The following is a 17,819-nucleotide window of genomic DNA, read 5'->3' as shown; positions in this document are numbered from 1 at the left end:
GAGCGTCTGCAGTTAAACAGGAATTAGTTAAATTCTTGTCGAATGGTTAACAAGCTGTTAACAACGGGCGATGATGGAGGGCATCAGGATGTTGTTCAATACGTACTCGTTTATTTTTGTGTTCCTGCCGATTACAGCAATCATTTATTTTGTTCTTGGCAGGCTGCGACTGACTGTCGCTGCGAAATGCTGGCTTGCAGCTGCTTCCATCTTCTTCTATGGCTACTGGGATTATCGCTATGTACCGCTTATTATCGCATCGATCGGCTTCAACTATACGATTGGACGATTGCTTGGCGCTCGAGATAGCGATGATGCCGTTCGTATAGCGGGTAGGCGCAGGCGCGCTGTGCTCACAGCCGGCATAGCAATCAACTTGTTATTATTGGCTTACTACAAATACGCAGATTTCTTCCTTCAGAACTTCGCAGATGCGACAGGGGCGCATATCGACTTGCTCCATATTACTTTGCCGCTGGGCATCAGCTTCTTCACCTTCACCCAAATTGCATACCTTGTAGACGTCTATAAAGAGAAGGCGCGCGAGGCGAATTTGATTCAATACATCTTGTTCGTTACCTTCTTCCCCCATCTAATCGCAGGACCTATTCTTCATCACAGCGAGATGATGCCGCAGTTCGATCGGCTTCGCAGCAAGCTGTGGAATTGGCGTAATGCCGCTTCAGGGCTGTACTTGTTCGTGCTTGGATTATTCAAAAAGGTTGTCGTTGCCGACACCTTGGCGGGATATGCGAACGACGGATTCGCTTCGGCAACCCAATTCGTCGAGAGCTGGACAGCATCGCTTGCCTATACGTTCCAACTTTATTTTGACTTTAGCGGTTATACCGATATGGCAATCGGGCTCGCGCTTATCTTTAACATTCGACTTCCTCAGAACTTCAATTCGCCTTACAAAGCATTAAACATTCAAGATTTCTGGCGGCGGTGGCATATGACGCTCAGCCGATTTCTAAGAGAATACATTTACATTCCGTTAGGCGGCAATCGCAAAGGCGAAAGCCGAATGCTGATGAACCTGATGATTACGTTCCTGCTAGGCGGTTTATGGCATGGAGCGGGCTGGACGTTCCTGTTCTGGGGTTTTCTCCATGGGGCTGCCCAGATTGTACAACGGCTCTGGTCACGTTACGGGCCAAGCATGCCGAAGTGGCTTTCTTGGTTTATTACGTTTCAATTCGTCAATTTCGCTTGGATCTTCTTCCGCGCAGATACATGGTCGGATGCAAGTCGTATTATTCACGGGATGTTGGGTTTATCAGGCATTACTGTGTCGAGTGCGAGCCTGGAGCTTGTTGGATTCCCGATTCTGTTAATCGTCGTACTTCTGCCATGCGTACTGCTGCTGCGCAACAGCGGGGAGCGAGAACTTGGATTCCGTCCAAGCTGGCAGGCTGCTGCGCTGCTCGGATTTATGTTCATCTATTCGCTGCTGTATTTCAATCAGATCAGTACGTTCCTCTATTTCAACTTCTAAAGGTTAGCGAATCTGCTGGAGGTGTCCGATCATGTCCCAATCGCCGTCTGGCGATCTGCAGCCCGCCGTGGTGAAGGCAGATCAATCGTCGTCAGTATCATTAAATGTTAATCGACCGAAGCAGAAGCGCCGGCGTGCAGCTGCTCATGCTGCCAAGCGGATGGTACTGCTGACAGGCGTCTTCGCAATTGGCTTCGCAGGGGTTGCCATTCTGCTATCGTGGGTAATCGATCCGCTGCAGCATTATCATAAATCGTGGTACAAGCCTTTCTTCTCGTCAGAAGAGCGTTACCAGAATGCGGGGCTCGCTCGAAATTACGATTACGATACGATTATTCTTGGCACCTCAATGACCGAGAATTTTCTCCCTTCCGTTGTCGGCGCAGCGATGGGTGGACATGTCATGAAGCTGTCGCTGCGCGGCTCGTTAATGCCAGAGCAATATGAGACGGCGAAGCTTGCATTGTCTACCGGCAAAGTGAAACAGGTGCTGTGGGGAATTGATTATTTTGCGCTTCGGCAGCCAACGGATGAGGAAGTCAAAGATTTCCCGTCCTATCTGTATGACGACAACTGGATGAATGACTATTCGTATTGGTTCAGTATTACGCCATATGAAGAGCTGGCGAAGGGGATGTCGAAGCTGGCGATTCGGGGAGCTGAGCAGAACCTGGAAATGCTTGATAATTGGAATCATGTCGTACAATTCGGCCGCAAGCTGGTCATGAATGATTATCTGAATGCACAGCAGTCGGAATATTATTTTGGCGCGAATGAAGATCCGCTGTCCAGCGTGCAGCAAACGTTCAGTACTTACGTTCTGTCGCTCGTTCAAGCGTATCCGGAAGTAAAGTTTACATTCTACTATCCGCCATACTCGGTGCTGCGCCAGGCGGTATGGCAGCAGACGAATCTGGTTCGGTACGAGAATCAGTTGACGATGCGCAAATGGATGTTCGAACAACTGCAATCGCTCCCGAATACGCGGCTTTATGACTTTCAAGCGGAGAGCGGCTGGACTTTTGATCTGGATCAATATAAAGATTTATCCCACCATCGGGAAAGCATTAATACGGCGATTGCTGAAGCGATCGGAAGAGACGATGCCGCGTATCGGGTTACAGCTGACAATGTTGATGCAAGAAACGCGATGTTGGAGGAACAAGTGGATTCGCTTGTCATTAATGAGAAGCAAGGAACGGTTGCGGCTTATCCGATTACGATCGGAGGCCGAGCGGCAAGCTTCTCGAATCGAACAGCTGCTGGAGATGACGATGTGCTCGTTCCTGCCAAGGAGGCTGTTGAATTAATCGGGGCGACGATGAATTGGGATGCTGCTTCAAAGTCCATTACGATGAGACGAAATGATATTCGAGTGACGATGTCGACTGGGAAAGCGGTTGCAACTGTGAACGGAACAAAAATGGAAGCGCCGTCACCTGCTCAATTAGTTGACAATAAGTTGAACATTCCACTTATTTTTGTTGCAGAATGTCTTGGGATGCATGTCAATAAGACGGTGAAAGGCCCCGCCGTTACTGCATTTTCCATTGAATGACAGCGATGATGAGGGTGTTCTGGCGGACTTTCCGCAAATCCTTCCATGCTTAGCTTGCTGGTATTCGACGTTCAAGGTGTGTTATAATGAACTGGATATTTTTAAGTAGGCTGAAGATAGAAGGAGTTTGAAGAAGTTTGAGTACATTTGCTGAATTCGGACTGGAGCCTAAAGTGCTTCAGGCCATTACGGAGCTTGGATTCGAGGAAGCAACCCCGATCCAGTCCAAATCGATTCCAATTGCGTTGACGGGCAGCGACCTGATTGGCCAAGCGCAAACGGGCACAGGTAAAACAGCTGCATTCGGTATCCCGATGATTAACAAAATCCCGACAAGCGAAGATCGGATTGTGGCACTTATTATGACGCCAACCCGTGAGCTTGCGATCCAAGTAGCTGAAGAAATCGGTAAATTGACGCGTTACAAAGGTCTCCGCACACTGCCAATTTACGGCGGTCAAGAGATCGGTCGTCAAATCCGCGCACTTAAGAAACACCCTCAAATCATTATCGGTACACCGGGCCGTCTGCTCGACCATATCAACCGTAAGACGATCAAGCTTGCAGACGTGAAGACGGTTGTACTTGATGAAGCGGACGAAATGCTCGACATGGGCTTCATGGAAGACATTACTTCCATCCTGAGCTTGGTACCGGAAGACCGCCAAACGATGTTGTTCTCGGCTACGATGCCTCCGAACATCCAACGTCTGGCACAGCAATTCCTGAACAACCCTGAGCATGTTTCTGTCATTCCGAAACAAGTCAGCGCTCCGCTGATCGATCAAGCATACATTGAAGTGCACGAGCGTCAGAAGTTTGAAGCACTTAGCCGTCTGATCGATATGGAATCGCCTGAGCTCGCTATCATCTTCGGTCGTACGAAGCGCCGCGTTGATGAGCTCTCCGAAGCACTCCAGAAGCGCGGTTACTCGGCAGAAGGCCTTCATGGCGACCTGTCTCAGAATCAACGTGACAACGTTATGCGCAAATTCCGCGACGGAAGCATTGACGTTCTCGTGGCAACGGACGTCGCAGCTCGTGGCTTGGACGTATCGGGTGTAACGCACGTTATCAACTTCGACCTTCCGCAAGACCCTGAGAGCTATGTTCACCGGATCGGCCGTACAGGCCGCGCTGGTAAAGAGGGTACGGCTTGGTCGTTCGTAACACCACGTGAGATCGATCACCTGCACTTTATCGAGAAGGTTACTCGTCACAAAATTACGCGCAAGCCGCTTCCAAGCATTGCTGAAGCAATTGAAGGCAAGCAGCGCGTAACGGCTGAGCGTCTCATCGAGAATGTTCAGAGCGAAGATTCTCAAGAATACAAAGGCATCGCAATTCATCTGCTTGAGCAGTATGATTCGGTCAACTTGCTGGCAGCAGCGATCAAGCTGTTGACGGGCGAGAAGAAGGATGTCAACATCGAACTGACGCCTGAAGATCCGATTCGTGCGAAGAAGCGTCGTCCAGACGTTCGCGCAAGCGGTCGTCGTTACACAGGCGGCTCGTTCGGCGGCAACCGCAGTGGCGGCGGCAGCTCTAACCGCGAAGGCGGCGGTGGCGGACGCAGTTACGGCGGCGGCAATCGCAGTGAAGGCGGTCGCGGCGGTTATGGCGGCAGCGGACGCAGCTATGGCGGCAACCGCAGCAGCAGTAACGAAGGCGGCAAAGGACGCAGCGAGCGTTCCGGCGAGTCGCGTCGTAAGTACTCTTCGTCGGATGACTTTGTAAACAAGTAGGAACAAGTATCATCCGGGTGTCTAGGCTGCGCTTCTGGCGCAGCTGCCTCCCGGATTTTCTTTATCACATAAGAATGACAGTGTTCCCGTGCGAATGGGACAACCTTTCTTATTGGCGATGAAACCTACCTCTAACCGTGGCCGTACTTTATTGTATGGGTCGCGATAGAGGTTTTCTCTTATTGGGAACTGGTACAATTATTACGTTTCATTGAAATGACACCGCTTACCTACACAATAGCCGATGCGAAATTGGAGGAATCGTCAATGGAAATGAAAGGCCTCATGGGTGGATTCTATCGAATCTCCGAATGGATTATGCGCCTTGCGGTGACGAACGTGCTGTGGGCTGTATGTTCGATTCCGTTCTTATTTATGGTCTTGTCAGCAGTCTTCTTTGCGACGGATGCGGCGACGCAGACATCGATGTTGATCGTTGCGGCAATTCTGGCGCCGTTCACGCTGTTCCCTGCGACTGCTGCGCTGTACACTTTGACACGCAAGTGGGTCATGGGCGAGGTCGACGTTCCGCTGCTTAAGACGTTCTTCCGCGGCTATAAAGAAAACTACAAGCAGAGCATGCTGGGCGGTCTGTTGTATGCAGCATTGTATACGATTATTTTCGTCGATTTCAAGGTCTATTGGAATCAGCCAAGTATGCAGCTTATCTCGTACTTGTTCGTTGGATTCCTGTTCGTGCTGCTCGTATCGATGTTTAACTTCTTCTCCATGATGGTGCATTACCACATGAAGACGATGCAGCTTATCAAGAATGCGCTGCTGATCTCGATCGGTCGTCCATTCCGTTCGATTAGTACGCTTATTATGGCGTGTGTTGTGTTCTACATCAGCTTGCGCTTCACGTTCCTGTTCCCATTCTTCACAGCAAGCATTATCGGGTACATTTCGTTCTGGAACTTCAATTTCATCTATCAGAAGATGCAAGAGCAGATGGAGAAGCAGCGTGCAGCTGCAGAGCAGGCAGAAGAAGCATCGGATGAGGGTACAGAATCAGATGATCTCGTTCATGTGACAGGCAAAAAATAGATTCATCTGAATCGTTTACAATTGTCATCGATCCGTCTATAATACAAATACATCCTGCGGTGTTCGTTACGGTTCATAATTGTTTTGAACCAATGGCTGTTTTACGGGAGACCTAAATCGGAGCACAGCTGACACGCCTTCATTTTATGAAGGATCTCAAAAAGGCTTCTGCGGACACCCACCTGCGAGAGCGGGTTCAGAAACAAGCGAGTCGGACGGCATCGGCGGGTACAAGCAGCAAATGAAATCCCGGTCCTAACGGATCGGGATTTTTTGTTTGTTTGCACGTTAAAATTGTCGGAATCGGCTAAAACGTGTTATGATAAGAAATAGCGTTCATAGATGTTGGAGGGGGAGATCTCGTTGTTGAAGCGGACCTTGATGGGGCTACTGCGCAGTCATGAGCAAACGGGGGACAAGGCAAAGGATCCGTTGTTGAAATCCCATTATTACAAGCTGTCGAAAGATAAGACATGGGAGGAAGTCCTGTCTACGCTTAAGAAAATTCAAGGCTATCGGATTATTCACGAAGTACCATCCGTGGGTGAAATCGTTCTTGAGAAGCGTACTGTAACAGGACGTACGATGGATATTACAGTATCGGTCATTGGTGTTAACCCATTGACGAGTGCTGTCGATGTATACTCGGCTTCTCGCGGCTCGCTTGGCGATCTAGGCTCCAATTATCGCGTGATCATCGAACTATATCGTGTATTGGACAAGAAGCTATCTGCCTATAAGACATCAGCTCAGAAATAACTTGAACAATGGACATGAAAAAAGCGAGGAAGGGAGCTCCTTCACTCGCTTTGTCTATGAGATGGGTCGTTTTATACGAGCGCTTTAACAGCGTTCAGTGCTGCTTCGTAGTTCGGATGCTCAGTCATCTCGCCCAAGTACTCTACGTACTGGATCGTGTTGTTCGCATCAAGAACGAAGATTGAGCGCATATCGAGGCCAAGCTCTTGGATGTATACGCCGTATGCTTCGCCGAAGCTGTGCGATTTGTAATCGGAGAGCAGTACTACGCGATCTACGCCTGCAGCGCCGCACCAGCGGGATTGTGCGAATGGAAGGTCAACACTGACCGTAATGATAGCGACATTGTCGCCGAGGTTGCTAGCTTCTTCGTTGAAACGGCGAGTTTGTGCGTCGCATACGCCCGTATCGATCGAAGGTACTACGCTAATCAGTTTTACTTTGCCAGCAAAATCGCTCAGCGATGCAGTTTCGAGCAGATTTTTATTGATTTGGAAGTCTGGTGCTTGATCTCCAACTTTGAGTTCTGGTCCGATCAGTGTGATCGGGTTACTTTTGAAAGTGGCTGCACCATTGCGTGCTTGAAGCATAATGGATTCGTCCTCCCTATTTGATTTTGGTGGATTAACATCCATTATTATATACGTTTTGATTTGGACTTGTCCAATTGATACCAAGGTGGAATGTGCATGATCTTTTTCAGATATGAATCTTTTCGCGCTTATCTGCGTATGTATCCTGTCACGGCTGCGCTCATTGCGATCAACCTGGTTCTATATGGCGTCGTAGAGCTGGATGGAGGTCCGTACGGCAGTGATATTCTATATCGTTACGGATTCCTTCAGACGGAGGCAGATCCGTATGTGACGACGGAGTGGTGGCGTTATGTCACCTCGATGTTCCTGCATGCAGGCTTTATGCACCTGTTCTTCAACATGAGCTCGCTGCTTATCTTTGCGCCGCCGCTGGAACGGCTGCTTGGACATGTGCGCTATACTGTTCTCTACATGGTGGCGGGCATTATCGGAAATCTGTTTTCGGCTATGGTGCATCATGGGGAGACGTTGTCTGTCGGCGCGTCAGGCGCGATTTACGGGATCGATGGAGCTTTTCTGTTCTTTGCTATATACGGCAAGCATCTGCTCGATGAAAGCTCTCGTAAGACGATATACGGCATTATTGCAATTGGGCTGGTGTATTCGTTCATGAATACGAATGTGAATGCATCGGCTCATATCGGCGGTGCGGTTGCAGGCTTTATTCTGTTCGGTTTATTCACTTGGAAGAAGCTTCGCTCCGCTAAGGGGAAGAGATAGGCATATGCGGGCACGAGCGATCATTGAAGGGGAGCATAATGATTTAATATGGAACTTCGTCAGTTATACTATTTTGTCAAAGTAGCAAAGAAAGAACATGTTACGCAAGCAGCAGAGGAGCTTCATGTTGCGCAGTCAGCCGTAAGCCGGCAAATTCATCAGTTGGAAGAAGAGCTAGGCGTTAAGCTGTTCCTTCAGAAAGGCCGCAATTTGCAACTGACACCTGCAGGACAGCTGTTCTTGAAGCGTGCAGAGGTCATTCTGGATGATATCGAGAAGGCAGTCGTTGAGATTCATGAGTTTATGGATCCAGAGCGTGGAGAGATACGTCTAGGCTTCCCGCACAGTCTTGGCATGTCGCTCGTGCCGCAGGTCGTTGCTGCTTTCCGTAAGCAACATCCCAAAGTGCAATTCCGTTTCAAGCAAGGGATGTTCCCGAGCTTGCTGCGGGATATGATGCAGGGGGATATCGATCTGGCCTTCATCTCGCCGTTCCCGGATGATCATCAGTCGGTATGCGGCGAGGTGTTGCTAACCGAGCAGCTGTTTGCGATATTGCCTCCAAGTCATCCGCTCGCTGGCAGTGAGGAGATCGATCTGGCGCAGCTCAAGGATGAGACGTTCGTTATGTTCAGCGAAGGCTACTCGCTCAGGCCGATCGTCTGGGAAGCGTGTCTAGAGGCAGGCTTTACGCCTAAGGTTGGTTTCGAGGGAGAAGAGACGGATACGATTCGGGGACTAGTCGCAGCAGGGATGGGCGTCAGTCTGCTGCCTGATATGGCGTTGCGCCAGACAGGGCCGCTGCAGCCGGCTAAGGTGAAGTTGAAGTCACCTACAGTTTCACGTACGATTGGCCTTATCCGTCGTTCTAATGAGAAGCTGCCGCTTGTAGCTAACGTGTTTCGTTCATTCCTTATCGATTACTTCAAGAAAGAGCTGCAGGATAAGCAGCTCGAACGATAATCTCACAATAAACTAGCGTTAAGCTGACACGGCTGGTCCGATGTCAGCTTTTTTGTTTATTAAATCGGCACTGGCTTATGTTGATGCAGAAAAGTTCAGATAGGTGTTATCACGTAAACCAATCACACTATTTAAACAGAAACAGAAAAAAAAGCGCTGCTGAGCAGCGCTTTTTTTTTCTGTTTGATTCAACTTTACAACAACACTCTAAAAGCTCGAACGATATTTAGTATTTGGCATGTTTACTTACCAAATGCTGCAGCTTATCGCAGTCCCATTATGGGGCGGTGACAGCTGCACACGATTGAACAAGTAAGCAGACGCACGAACGAATCCAGATCCAGCAATCCATCAGCCTTGCCGCGCAGGCGCGGCAAGAGCGGGCACACGTTCCCAAGTAGTCAAAGGCGCGTCCTTGTGAGGAGTCCAGAGGTCACACGACCTTTGGGGCCCTCCCTTGCAGGGAGGGTTTGGGTGGGTAGAAAACCCTTAGTCGTCGTTGTTAGACGATGTGAAGATCATTATATATTTAACGAGTTCCAGAAGTGAGATGAGCGCTGCTGCAACATAGGTGAGAGCAGCGGCATTCAATACTTTCGCCACACCACGCTCTTCTTCATTGCGGATAAAGCCTTCAGCCACCATGACGTCGCGTGCGCGGTTGCTGGCGTTGAATTCGACTGGCAGCGTAACGAGTTGGAACGCGACGGCTGCCGAGAAGAAGATGATGCCGACACCGATCAGGCCTGTGAAGTGAAACAGGAAGCCTGCGATCAACAGGAATGGAGCTAGACCAGACGCGAAATTGACGACAGGGAACATCTTGTGCCGCAGCACGAGCATTGGGTAGTGCTTCTGGTGTTGAATCGCATGTCCGACCTCGTGACACGCGACAGAGATAGCTGAGATCGAGCGCTCGTAGTAAACCGGTTCAGATAGCCGCACGACGCGCTGGATCGGATCGTAGTGGTCTGAGAGCGTGCCACGGACCGGTTCGATCGGAATGTTGTGCAGTCCGTTCGCATCGAGCATTCGGCGGGCGGCATCATAACCAGTCATTCCGCTAGATGCGGGAACGCTTGCCCACTTGTTAAACGTTCCGCGTACACGGAATTGAGCCCAAATGGAGACGGCGAAGGCGATCAAGATTAGAAAATCCATTGGATGAAAAAACAACATAGTTGCAACCCCTCCATGCATGAATTTGGCTTGTTGTAGTCTGCACGCAAATTCGCTGGCTCATTACATTAGGTTGCTCTTATTCATAATAAGCATCAGCGCTTCAATACAAGCGGCTGTCTGCGGCAGCAGCCTTGTGTAGAGGCGATTGGCTTGCCGCGGCTTCAGCTGTTCAATGACAGGCTCGAGCTCCTTTACTTCGCGCTCCAGCTTGGCAAGTTGGAGCTGCAGTTCGCTGAGCTTCTGAGAAACCTCTTCCTCAGACGTCACTCGATCCCAATCGGACAGTGTGCGCTTGATTTCGTCCAGCGAGTATTTGTCGTGCTTCATTTGTTCAATACGTTTGAGTCGTCGAATCGTTTCGTCATTATACAATCTGTAATTTTTGTCTGAGCGGCTTGCGGCTTCGATCAGTCCCATTGATGTATAATAGTCGATTGTTCTTGGACTGATGTTCGTTTTCTTGGCTAACTCGCCGATACGGTACAGTGATTGTTCAGCCACAGTTCGCACCTGCTTTCATTCTAATTCTTCTATATTCATGATAATGCGTAACGAACCATACAGTCAAACGTCATGCTTTAATGTTGACAGATTCGTAACATTCTCGTCACCGCTTGTTCATATGTCTGAAAACCTCACATTTGAAACTCGGAGAATAACGTCTGCTAACTTATGTCAGGTATTTTGGAAAAAACGTATTGTCAAACCACTTAATCCTATCTATAATGACATTAAGTCTTTCGCACTATGTTATGTTATATGACATTAAGGGAGTGGTTGTTATGGTCAAGAAGTTGATGCTTTCCATTGTAGCTTTACTTATGCTATTCCCGGCAATGGCCTTTGCCGCAGATGAAGGTCCATCGACAGGTTTGTTGAACATGGGACTGAACTCGGTGTGGATCATTGTCGCATTCGTACTCGTTCTTCTTATGCAAGGCGGATTCATTCTTCTCGAGACGGGTTCGACCCGAATGAAGAACGCAGGTCACGTAGCCGGCAAGACGATCTTCACGATCGGCTTGTGTACACTCATATACTGGGCATTCGGTTACGGCATCTTTAACGGCGGTGCAGATATTAGCGAAGGTTTAAGAAAGTTTATCGGCTGGGGCGATTTCTTCTATAGTCCTGTAACTTCGGCTGGCGAGGGAGATAGCTTCCCGTCAACGGCATTCTTCCTCTTTCAATTAGCATTCGCAACGATTTCGCTGTCCATCGCATGGGGCGGCTTCGCAGAACGTGCGAAACTTTCGGTATACCTCGTATTCACGATCTTCTTCACAGCTCTTGTATATCCGGTCATTGCACACTGGATCTGGGGCGGCGGCTGGCTTGCTGAAGACGGTGCGCAAGACTATGCAGGTTCGACGGTTGTTCACTTAACAGGTGCGCTTGCTGCAATGGCAGCAACGATCTTGCTTAAACCGCGTATTGGCAAATACAATAAAGATGGTTCCGCAAACGAAATTCTCGGTCATAACCAAGTATTCAGCGCATTGTCCGTATTGCTGCTTTGGGTTGGCTGGTTCGGCTTCAATGCAGGCAGCGCACTCAGTGTAGGCGATGGTTTCTTCGGCTTCGTCGCATTCAACACGATGCTTGGCGCAGGTGCAGGTACAGTAGCAGCGATGCTTGTCTCTTGGGCAATTTCGGGTAAAGCGGACATCTCGACGACGCTTAACGGCGCACTCGCAGGTCTGGTAGCCATTACAGCATCTTGCGCATTCGTTGATCCATGGGCAGCGGTTGTAATCGGCCTTGTAGCAGGTGTACTCGTATTCTTCAGTACGAAGCTATTCGAGAAACTGCGCATTGATGATCCAATCTATGCTTTGTCCGTACACGGCGCTGCAGGTGTCTGGGGTACGTTGGCTAACGGTCTGTTCGCAACGGATGAATTGGCAACGAAAGTTGGCGTAGGCCAAGGCGGCCTATTCGATACAGGCAGCTGGCATCAATTCGGCGTACAGCTTGAATCGGTAGTTGTTTGCGGACTGTATGTGCTTATCGTTTCGTTCATCATCCTTGGTGTTATGAAACTTGTCATGGGCCTCCGCGTTACGGAAGAGCAAGAAATCGTTGGTCTGGACTTAAGTGAGCATGGTACTTATGGCTATCCAGAGCAAATGAAAAAAGCGCAAAATAACAACATTCAAGCATAATGCTTCCTGTTCGTAAATTGACGGAGGGGAGAGGACGGCGCATGAGCGATCCGCAGCGGTTGCAGCTTCTGCGATCCATCAATGAAGCAGCTGATGCAGACGCATTGCGCAGCTCGCGAGATCATGTGAACGATCGCATGGCGAGCAAGCGGTCCGAACTGCCGATCGATCAATTCTATACGGAGCTGAACGAGGCTTACGATGCAATCATTATTCGCGCGATAAGCCTCGCGGAGGCACATATGGCACGGGTTGGGATGGGATCTCCCCCCGTGCCATATGCGTATTTGTTGTTCGGCAGCGGCGGGAGAGGCGAACAAACACTATCCAGTGATCAGGATAGCGGACTCGTCTATGAGAATGAGCCTAATGCGGAGAAGGCAGAGGCGAATCGCAACTATTTTGCACAATTGTCAAAGCAGGTGGTCATCGTATTGGAAAGGCTTGGCTTTCCTCGGTGCGAAGGCAATGTACTGAGCGATAATCCATCATGGAGTATGTGTTTATCGAGCTGGAATAAGCAGCTTGATGATTGGTTCGAACAGCCATCATGGGAAGCGGTTCGTTACTTGTTAATCGTTGCTGACGGACGCTCCGTCCATGGGACCTCCTCATTGCTGGATCGGATGAAAGATCACTTCTTCGCGAATATGGCGAAGCATCCGAACATCGTTGGGCGGATGTTGGAGAACACCATGCGGCATAAAGTGCTGGTCGGTATCTTCGGTCAGCTGCTCAAGGAGCGTTATGGAGAAGATACAGGCAGCATCGATATGAAATATGGCGCCTATATTCCAATGGTAAATGCGATACGTCTCCTGGCCATTCAGCAAGGGATTCGCAGCACATCGACGCTCGAGCGGATGAAGGCGCTGCATGCTGCTAATGTTTTGTCGGAAGAGGATGCACAATCATACGGCCAGGCGTTCCAGTTGTTTCTGCAGCTTCGTCTGATGACGACTGAGAAACTGGAACGTGGCATGTATGCGAATAATGGCAAGCTGGCTGTCCGTTCATTGACGCGCGAAATGATCGAACAATTGAAGAAAGGTCTTCGAATCGGCAAGAGGCTGCAGCGTCGCATCATCAAAGAGACATCAGTCAGGCTTAAGTAATTCGGAGGGGAAGTGCGATGAAGGATCAGAAGGGCGCCGGGCGTATGTGGCATTTGTACAAAATGGGCGGCATCACGCCTGCTATCGCTTCCATGTTAGGATCTCCGAATGCACAGCAAATGGCCTTTATTCGTTCCATGGCGAAGGTTCAACGCAATCATTCGACGTTAGATATGCCGCTCCGCGAAATTCCGATTGTTGTATTCGATCTGGAGACGACCGGATTTTATCCAAATAATGATGATGAGATTATTTCGTTCGGCGGCGTTGTTATACAAGGGGAAGAGATTGATGAAGGGAATACGTTCTACAGTCTCGTTAATCCCAAGCGCCGAATTCCGCTCCATATTACGGAATTAACAGGGATTACGAATGAAATGGCGGCCGATGCGCCGGATTTGATGCAAGTGCTGCATGATTTCATGGAATATATCGGAAGAAGAATGCTGATTGCACACGGCTCTGGGCATGACAAGCAGTTTCTAAACGCAGCGCTGTGGCGTACGTCCAAAGTGCATTTGACCCATCGTGTTATAGACACGATGATGGTGGCCAAGTGGCTAGAGCCTCGCCGAAGCGATGGATATGGGCTTGATGAGCTGCTCATAAGTGCGGGTATACCGATCGAGAATCGGCATCATGCGCTCCATGATTCGATTATGACGGCCAAGCTTTGGGTGCAGTATTTGAGACGGATGTCAGATCGGAATATCGTTACGTTAGGTGATTTGTATGCTTATTTGAGCAAATGAAAAGGCAGTCTGTCAGCGGCGATTTACGCCGACGTCAGACTGCCTTTTCATTGTGAATTGGCGTTATCCATGAGAAGTTCTATTTGCTGCCATCCTTCCGAACATTTCCTATAAGCTCGTATGTCGGGCTTGCTGGTGAAGAAGGACACAATAAGCGTAATTGCCCCCGTCTGCGGCAGCATTCCGATTGAGTCAGCGGTGGATGGGATTGGCAAGCTTCTCGGGTGGCTGTGATAATAACCGATCAACAGCTGTTGATGTTGTTCGATCTGGTACAGCGCAGAGATCCATTCGGACGGATCAAATGAGAAGCAGTTATATGGATTCGGGTGCACATTTGCAATGGGATGGATGGTGTCAATGACAGTATGAGTGTCGCTGCTGCTTATAATAAGCAATCCACATGCTTCATTCGGATACGCAGATCGGCAGTGAGTCACTAATTGCTCATATGCGTTGGAGGTAAGGCGATAGCTCGGACTATTGTTTTTCATCGTCATGAAGAAGGCTCCTGCATTTGGTATAGGTTAAGTATAGCGAACTTTGTCTGATTCAGCATAAACAATCGAAGGGAAGGCCAACAATAAGAATCCTAAGCTCCGGAATGTGGCATATTCTTGAACTTCGTTTCTAAGCCGACTGGCACAGGGCTCCATTGGCTTGAGTGTATGACGGAGAGCATGGTAACATGTTAGCAATGAGTCATCTTGGCTATTGCTTCGACAATGGCATCGTAGGAGAAGGAAGGTAGTTGCGGATGGATCGGAATCGAAAATTAATACTTGTGTTCTTAGGCATAGCGGCACTTGTTGTAGTTGCCATTGTACAATATACGCAGGACAAAGCTGACGCGGAGACGACGACAGCATCTAAACCTAAGGCTGGCTATCCTGCACCGGTAATCGAGCTGCCGAATCTGCAAGATGAAACGATAACGGTCGGCGGACAGAGCGACAAGATCCAGCTTATTAATTTCTGGGCAGCTTGGTGTGGTCCATGTGAGCTGGAAGCGCCGGATCTTCAGAAGTCTTTTGAAAAATATGGTGATCAAATCGCTTTCCGCGGCGTGAACGCAACGAAGTTCGACCGGGAGCGGGATGCGCGTAATTTTGTCGATGAGCAGAAGTTGACGTTCCCGATTCTGATGGATCGCGAGGGCGATGCAACGGATGAATATAAGGTCAAATCGTTTCCGACGACGTTTGTCGTGGATAAGAACGGTACGATCGTGGAACGGATCGATGGCGTCATGACGGAGGAAGATGTGGCGCGCATTGTGAAGGAATATGCGAATAGCTAGAAGGTTGAAGCTGCAGCAGCTGTCGATGGACAGAGGCTGCGGCTTTTTTATTGGCTCTGTTAAATTCCAATGTCCTAATGTCCATCCATGAAGACATCCTTATACCATACTCCTGCAAAGAAAATAATTCCGAATAAACATAACAGGGCAAAAGTCAGTAATATCAAGCCTGTGAAAGACCGCAAGATTGTTTTTTTTCAGTATCTTGTTAACGCTGACCACCACCTAAACTTACGAGGGTTTCTCATCTTTCTTGTTGACTGTATAACGCAATCATATCAAATAATGTTGCAACTTAAGCCGACTGAAGTTTTGTATATCGATTACATAATCCTCGCAAAAATGGTAAAATGTTTCTAAATCGAAGTGAGAGGGGCTTGGAAATGAGTAGAAAAAACATCCATGAGACCCATCCCGACAAGAAACATTCGTACAGTAACGATAATTATGTTGATGAGAACCTTCGCTCTATCCAAAATATTGAGGGTGGAGGACCATTGAAAAAAGTCGATGTAAACGCAATGCCACGTCCATTAAGGATACTCAGCTATTTTTTGTTTTCTATTATAGCGTTGGTGGGTGCGTCAGTTGTCTTGATTAGTTTGATTCGTTAAACTTGCTGAGCTACTTGAGATTACAGCCCAATCCTTTACACAAAGGCATAGCCGAATCATAAGAAAAAGCCGAAGGGACAGTCATTGCTGTCCCTTCGGCTTTGTGTATATTTATTTAGTGATTCACAAGTCCAAGACGTTCCTTCGACTCGCTGTTAGCTGGTTCAACCTTCGACATGCCAAGCAGCGCATAACGGATGCTGTCCACAAGCGCTTCCCAGCTTGCTTCAATGACGTTGCTCGATACGCCAACTGTGCTCCATGTATTGTCGAAGTCGGAGGACTCGACGAGTACACGTACTTTGGCAGCAGTAGCATCTTTCTCATCGATAACGCGAACCTTGTAGTCCGACAGGTGAATGTTCTCGATCTCTGGGTAAAATTGTACCAATGCCTTGCGAAGCGCATTATCAAGCGCGTTCACTGGACCGTTGCCTTCTGCAGCTGTATAAACCATCTGGCCATCGACCGAAATCTTCACGATAGCTTCGGATACCATATGACCATTCGTCTTGTCGACAAGCATCTTGAACGACTCAACCTTGAACAGCTCAGTCGATTCGCCATAAGCTTCGCGAAGGAGCAATTCGAGCGATGCATCAGCGCCTTCGAATTGATAGCCTTGATGCTCGAGCTCTTTGATGTGGTTCATGATGTCTTTCGTTTTGTCCGTATTCGCATTCACGTCGAGACCAAGCTCGAATGCCTTGGAGACGATGTTGCTCTGACCTGCGAGCTCGGACACAAGGATACGCTGCTTGTTGCCGACAAGCTCAGGAGAGATGTGTTCATACGTCTTCGAATCTTTCATGATCGCGGAGACGTGGATGCCGCCCTTATGAGCGAATGCTGCGTTGCCAACGTAAGGTTGGCCAACTGGCATATTGACGTTCGCGATCTCGCTCACATAGCGGGCTGTGCCCGTAAGCGATTGAAGCTGTTGGTCCGTTACACAGTTGTAATTCATCTTCAACTGCAGCGTTGGGATGATTGAGCATAGGTTCGCGTTGCCGCAGCGCTCGCCATAACCGTTAATTGTTCCTTGCACTTGTCGAGCGCCTGCTTGTACAGCAGCGAGTGTGTTCGCTACGGCCAGCTCGCAGTCATTATGCGTATGGATGCCGATCGGTGCATTGATCTCTTGGCGTACGCGAGTCACGATATCATGAATCTCGCCTGGCAGCGTGCCCCCGTTCGTATCGCACAGGACAAGCCAATCCGCGCCGGCGTTATGCGCATTCTTCAGAACAGATAATGCGTACTCCGGATTGTTCTTGAACCCATCGAAGAAATGCTCGGCATCGAACATCGCTTCAAGTCCGCTGCGCTTCAGGAATGCAATCGAATCGTAGATCATCGCAAGGTTCTCTTCAAGCGTTGTCTGCAGGGCGGTATGTACGTGGAAGTCCCACGATTTGCCGACCAGCGTCGCTGCAGGAACGCCGGATTCAATAATGCGAACAAGGCTCGAGTCCTGCTCGGCGAGGCTGTTCTTGCGGCGCGTGCTGCCGAAAGCTGTCAGCTTAGCGCTTAGTCCAAGAGACTTCGCACGTTGGAAGAACTCGATGTCCTTGCCATTGCTGCCGGGGTTGCCGCCTTCAATATAATGAACGCCCAGTGCGTCGAGTTTAAGGGCGATTTTGATTTTGTCTTCCGCAGACAAGCTGATCCCTTCACCTTGTGTGCCGTCACGCAGCGTCGTGTCAAAGATCGAGATGGCATTTGTCATAGTCGGGACGCTCCTCCTTTATTACCGTTAACGTTGTTTCTACAATGTTCGGCAAGTCATAATATTGTACTTTGGA

16 protein-coding genes and 1 other RNA gene are annotated in these 17,819 nt (G+C 49.1%); 12 read left to right on the top strand and 5 right to left on the bottom strand.

The genetic code is table 11. From position 1 onward, the window contains the following. Positions 1 to 88: 88 nt before the first annotated feature. The 6 genes from H8B09_RS12410 to H8B09_RS12385 all read left to right on the top strand — a co-directional run bounded on the left by H8B09_RS12410 (position 89) and on the right by H8B09_RS12385 (position 6,607). Positions 89 to 1,498, top strand: a complete 1,410-nt coding sequence (locus H8B09_RS12410) for an MBOAT family O-acyltransferase (protein ID WP_191203865.1) — start codon at positions 89 to 91, stop codon at positions 1,496 to 1,498. Positions 1,499 to 1,529: 31 nt separating this feature from the next. Continuing rightward, positions 1,530 to 3,056 (top strand): copper amine oxidase N-terminal domain-containing protein, encoded by a 1,527-nt coding sequence (locus H8B09_RS12405; protein WP_191203864.1) that lies wholly within the window; start codon positions 1,530 to 1,532, stop codon positions 3,054 to 3,056. A gap of 137 nt (positions 3,057 to 3,193) precedes the next feature. Beyond that, on the top strand, positions 3,194 to 4,801 hold the full coding sequence (gene cshA, locus H8B09_RS12400) for a degradosome RNA helicase CshA (RefSeq protein WP_191203863.1): 1,608 nt from the start codon (positions 3,194 to 3,196) through the stop codon (positions 4,799 to 4,801). Positions 4,802 to 5,068: 267 nt separating this feature from the next. Then, complete coding sequence (locus H8B09_RS12395) at positions 5,069 to 5,848, top strand: YesL family protein (RefSeq protein WP_191203862.1); 780 nt, start codon at positions 5,069 to 5,071, stop codon at positions 5,846 to 5,848. A 48-nt stretch (positions 5,849 to 5,896) separates the two neighbouring features. After that, positions 5,897 to 6,083, top strand: a non-coding RNA gene (gene ssrS, locus H8B09_RS12390) — 6S RNA. A 128-nt stretch (positions 6,084 to 6,211) separates the two neighbouring features. After that, positions 6,212 to 6,607, top strand: coding sequence for a DUF1499 domain-containing protein (locus tag H8B09_RS12385; protein ID WP_191203861.1), 396 nt, complete (start codon positions 6,212 to 6,214; stop codon positions 6,605 to 6,607). Positions 6,608 to 6,678: 71 nt separating this feature from the next. On the opposite strand, the gene tpx is transcribed toward H8B09_RS12385, so the two are convergent. Beyond that, positions 6,679 to 7,197: a thiol peroxidase gene (gene tpx / locus H8B09_RS12380; RefSeq protein WP_191203860.1), complete on the bottom strand. Its 519-nt coding sequence runs from the start codon at positions 7,195 to 7,197 to the stop codon at positions 6,679 to 6,681. Positions 7,198 to 7,296: 99 nt separating this feature from the next. Here tpx and H8B09_RS12375 point away from each other — a divergent pair, with 99 nt between their 5' ends. Then, complete coding sequence (locus H8B09_RS12375; protein WP_191203859.1) at positions 7,297 to 7,923, top strand: rhomboid family intramembrane serine protease; 627 nt, start codon at positions 7,297 to 7,299, stop codon at positions 7,921 to 7,923. 48 nt (positions 7,924 to 7,971) lie between these two features. Then, positions 7,972 to 8,886, top strand: coding sequence for a glutamate biosynthesis transcriptional regulator GltC (gene gltC / locus H8B09_RS12370; RefSeq protein WP_191203858.1), 915 nt, complete (start codon positions 7,972 to 7,974; stop codon positions 8,884 to 8,886). Positions 8,887 to 9,375: 489 nt separating this feature from the next. On the opposite strand, the gene H8B09_RS12365 is transcribed toward gltC, so the two are convergent. Both H8B09_RS12365 and H8B09_RS12360 read right to left on the bottom strand, forming a co-directional pair. After that, positions 9,376 to 10,065 carry a zinc metallopeptidase gene (locus H8B09_RS12365; RefSeq protein ID WP_191203857.1) on the bottom strand — a complete coding sequence of 230 codons (690 nt, stop codon included), beginning with the start codon at positions 10,063 to 10,065 and terminating at the stop codon, positions 9,376 to 9,378. A 63-nt stretch (positions 10,066 to 10,128) separates the two neighbouring features. Then, on the bottom strand, positions 10,129 to 10,569 hold the full coding sequence (locus H8B09_RS12360) for a MerR family transcriptional regulator (protein ID WP_191203856.1): 441 nt from the start codon (positions 10,567 to 10,569) through the stop codon (positions 10,129 to 10,131). 281 nt (positions 10,570 to 10,850) lie between these two features. Between H8B09_RS12360 and H8B09_RS12355 the strand changes: the two genes are divergently transcribed. The 3 genes from H8B09_RS12355 to H8B09_RS12345 are packed head-to-tail and all read left to right on the top strand — an operon-like array spanning position 10,851 to position 14,100. Then, positions 10,851 to 12,233, top strand: coding sequence for an ammonium transporter (locus tag H8B09_RS12355; protein WP_191203855.1), 1,383 nt, complete (start codon positions 10,851 to 10,853; stop codon positions 12,231 to 12,233). Positions 12,234 to 12,274: 41 nt separating this feature from the next. Continuing rightward, positions 12,275 to 13,348, top strand: coding sequence for a DUF294 nucleotidyltransferase-like domain-containing protein (locus tag H8B09_RS12350; protein ID WP_191203854.1), 1,074 nt, complete (start codon positions 12,275 to 12,277; stop codon positions 13,346 to 13,348). A gap of 17 nt (positions 13,349 to 13,365) precedes the next feature. Next, positions 13,366 to 14,100, top strand: a complete 735-nt coding sequence (locus H8B09_RS12345; protein ID WP_191203853.1) for an exonuclease domain-containing protein — start codon at positions 13,366 to 13,368, stop codon at positions 14,098 to 14,100. 47 nt (positions 14,101 to 14,147) lie between these two features. Here H8B09_RS12345 and H8B09_RS12340 read toward each other — a convergent pair whose 3' ends face one another. Further along, entirely contained in the window at positions 14,148 to 14,600 is a 453-nt protein-coding gene (locus tag H8B09_RS12340) for a M67 family metallopeptidase (RefSeq protein WP_191203852.1), read from the bottom strand. 257 nt (positions 14,601 to 14,857) lie between these two features. Between H8B09_RS12340 and H8B09_RS12335 the strand changes: the two genes are divergently transcribed. Then, on the top strand, positions 14,858 to 15,400 hold the full coding sequence (locus H8B09_RS12335; protein WP_191203851.1) for a TlpA family protein disulfide reductase: 543 nt from the start codon (positions 14,858 to 14,860) through the stop codon (positions 15,398 to 15,400). Between the two features lie 729 nt (positions 15,401 to 16,129). On the opposite strand, the gene cimA is transcribed toward H8B09_RS12335, so the two are convergent. Continuing rightward, positions 16,130 to 17,743 (bottom strand): citramalate synthase, encoded by a 1,614-nt coding sequence (gene cimA / locus H8B09_RS12330; protein WP_191203850.1) that lies wholly within the window; start codon positions 17,741 to 17,743, stop codon positions 16,130 to 16,132. Positions 17,744 to 17,819: the final 76 nt, after the last annotated feature.

This window comes from Paenibacillus terricola (assembly GCF_014779765.1).
Lineage (GTDB): Bacteria > Bacillota > Bacilli > Paenibacillales > Paenibacillaceae > Paenibacillus_T > Paenibacillus_T terricola.
Note: the sequence above shows the minus strand (reverse complement) of the source record. Positions and strands in the feature narration are given on the sequence as shown.

Bases quoted from the DNA above. Each gene is read 5' to 3' on its own strand.
- H8B09_RS12410 (WP_191203865.1), top strand. From the start codon at position 89: ATGTTGTTCAATACGTACTCGTTTATTTTTGTGTTCCTGCCGATTACA.
- H8B09_RS12405 (WP_191203864.1), top strand. From the start codon at position 1,530: ATGTCCCAATCGCCGTCTGGCGATCTGCAGCCCGCCGTGGTGAAGGCA.
- H8B09_RS12395 (WP_191203862.1), top strand. From the start codon at position 5,069: ATGGAAATGAAAGGCCTCATGGGTGGATTCTATCGAATCTCCGAATGG.
- tpx (WP_191203860.1), bottom strand. From the start codon at position 7,197: ATGCTTCAAGCACGCAATGGTGCAGCCACTTTCAAAAGTAACCCGATC.
- H8B09_RS12375 (WP_191203859.1), top strand. From the start codon at position 7,297: ATGATCTTTTTCAGATATGAATCTTTTCGCGCTTATCTGCGTATGTAT.
- gltC (WP_191203858.1), top strand. From the start codon at position 7,972: ATGGAACTTCGTCAGTTATACTATTTTGTCAAAGTAGCAAAGAAAGAA.
- H8B09_RS12365 (WP_191203857.1), bottom strand. From the start codon at position 10,065: ATGTTGTTTTTTCATCCAATGGATTTTCTAATCTTGATCGCCTTCGCC.
- H8B09_RS12355 (WP_191203855.1), top strand. From the start codon at position 10,851: ATGGTCAAGAAGTTGATGCTTTCCATTGTAGCTTTACTTATGCTATTC.
- H8B09_RS12350 (WP_191203854.1), top strand. From the start codon at position 12,275: ATGAGCGATCCGCAGCGGTTGCAGCTTCTGCGATCCATCAATGAAGCA.
- H8B09_RS12345 (WP_191203853.1), top strand. From the start codon at position 13,366: ATGAAGGATCAGAAGGGCGCCGGGCGTATGTGGCATTTGTACAAAATG.
- H8B09_RS12340 (WP_191203852.1), bottom strand. From the start codon at position 14,600: ATGACGATGAAAAACAATAGTCCGAGCTATCGCCTTACCTCCAACGCA.
- H8B09_RS12335 (WP_191203851.1), top strand. From the start codon at position 14,858: ATGGATCGGAATCGAAAATTAATACTTGTGTTCTTAGGCATAGCGGCA.
- cimA (WP_191203850.1), bottom strand. From the start codon at position 17,743: ATGACAAATGCCATCTCGATCTTTGACACGACGCTGCGTGACGGCACA.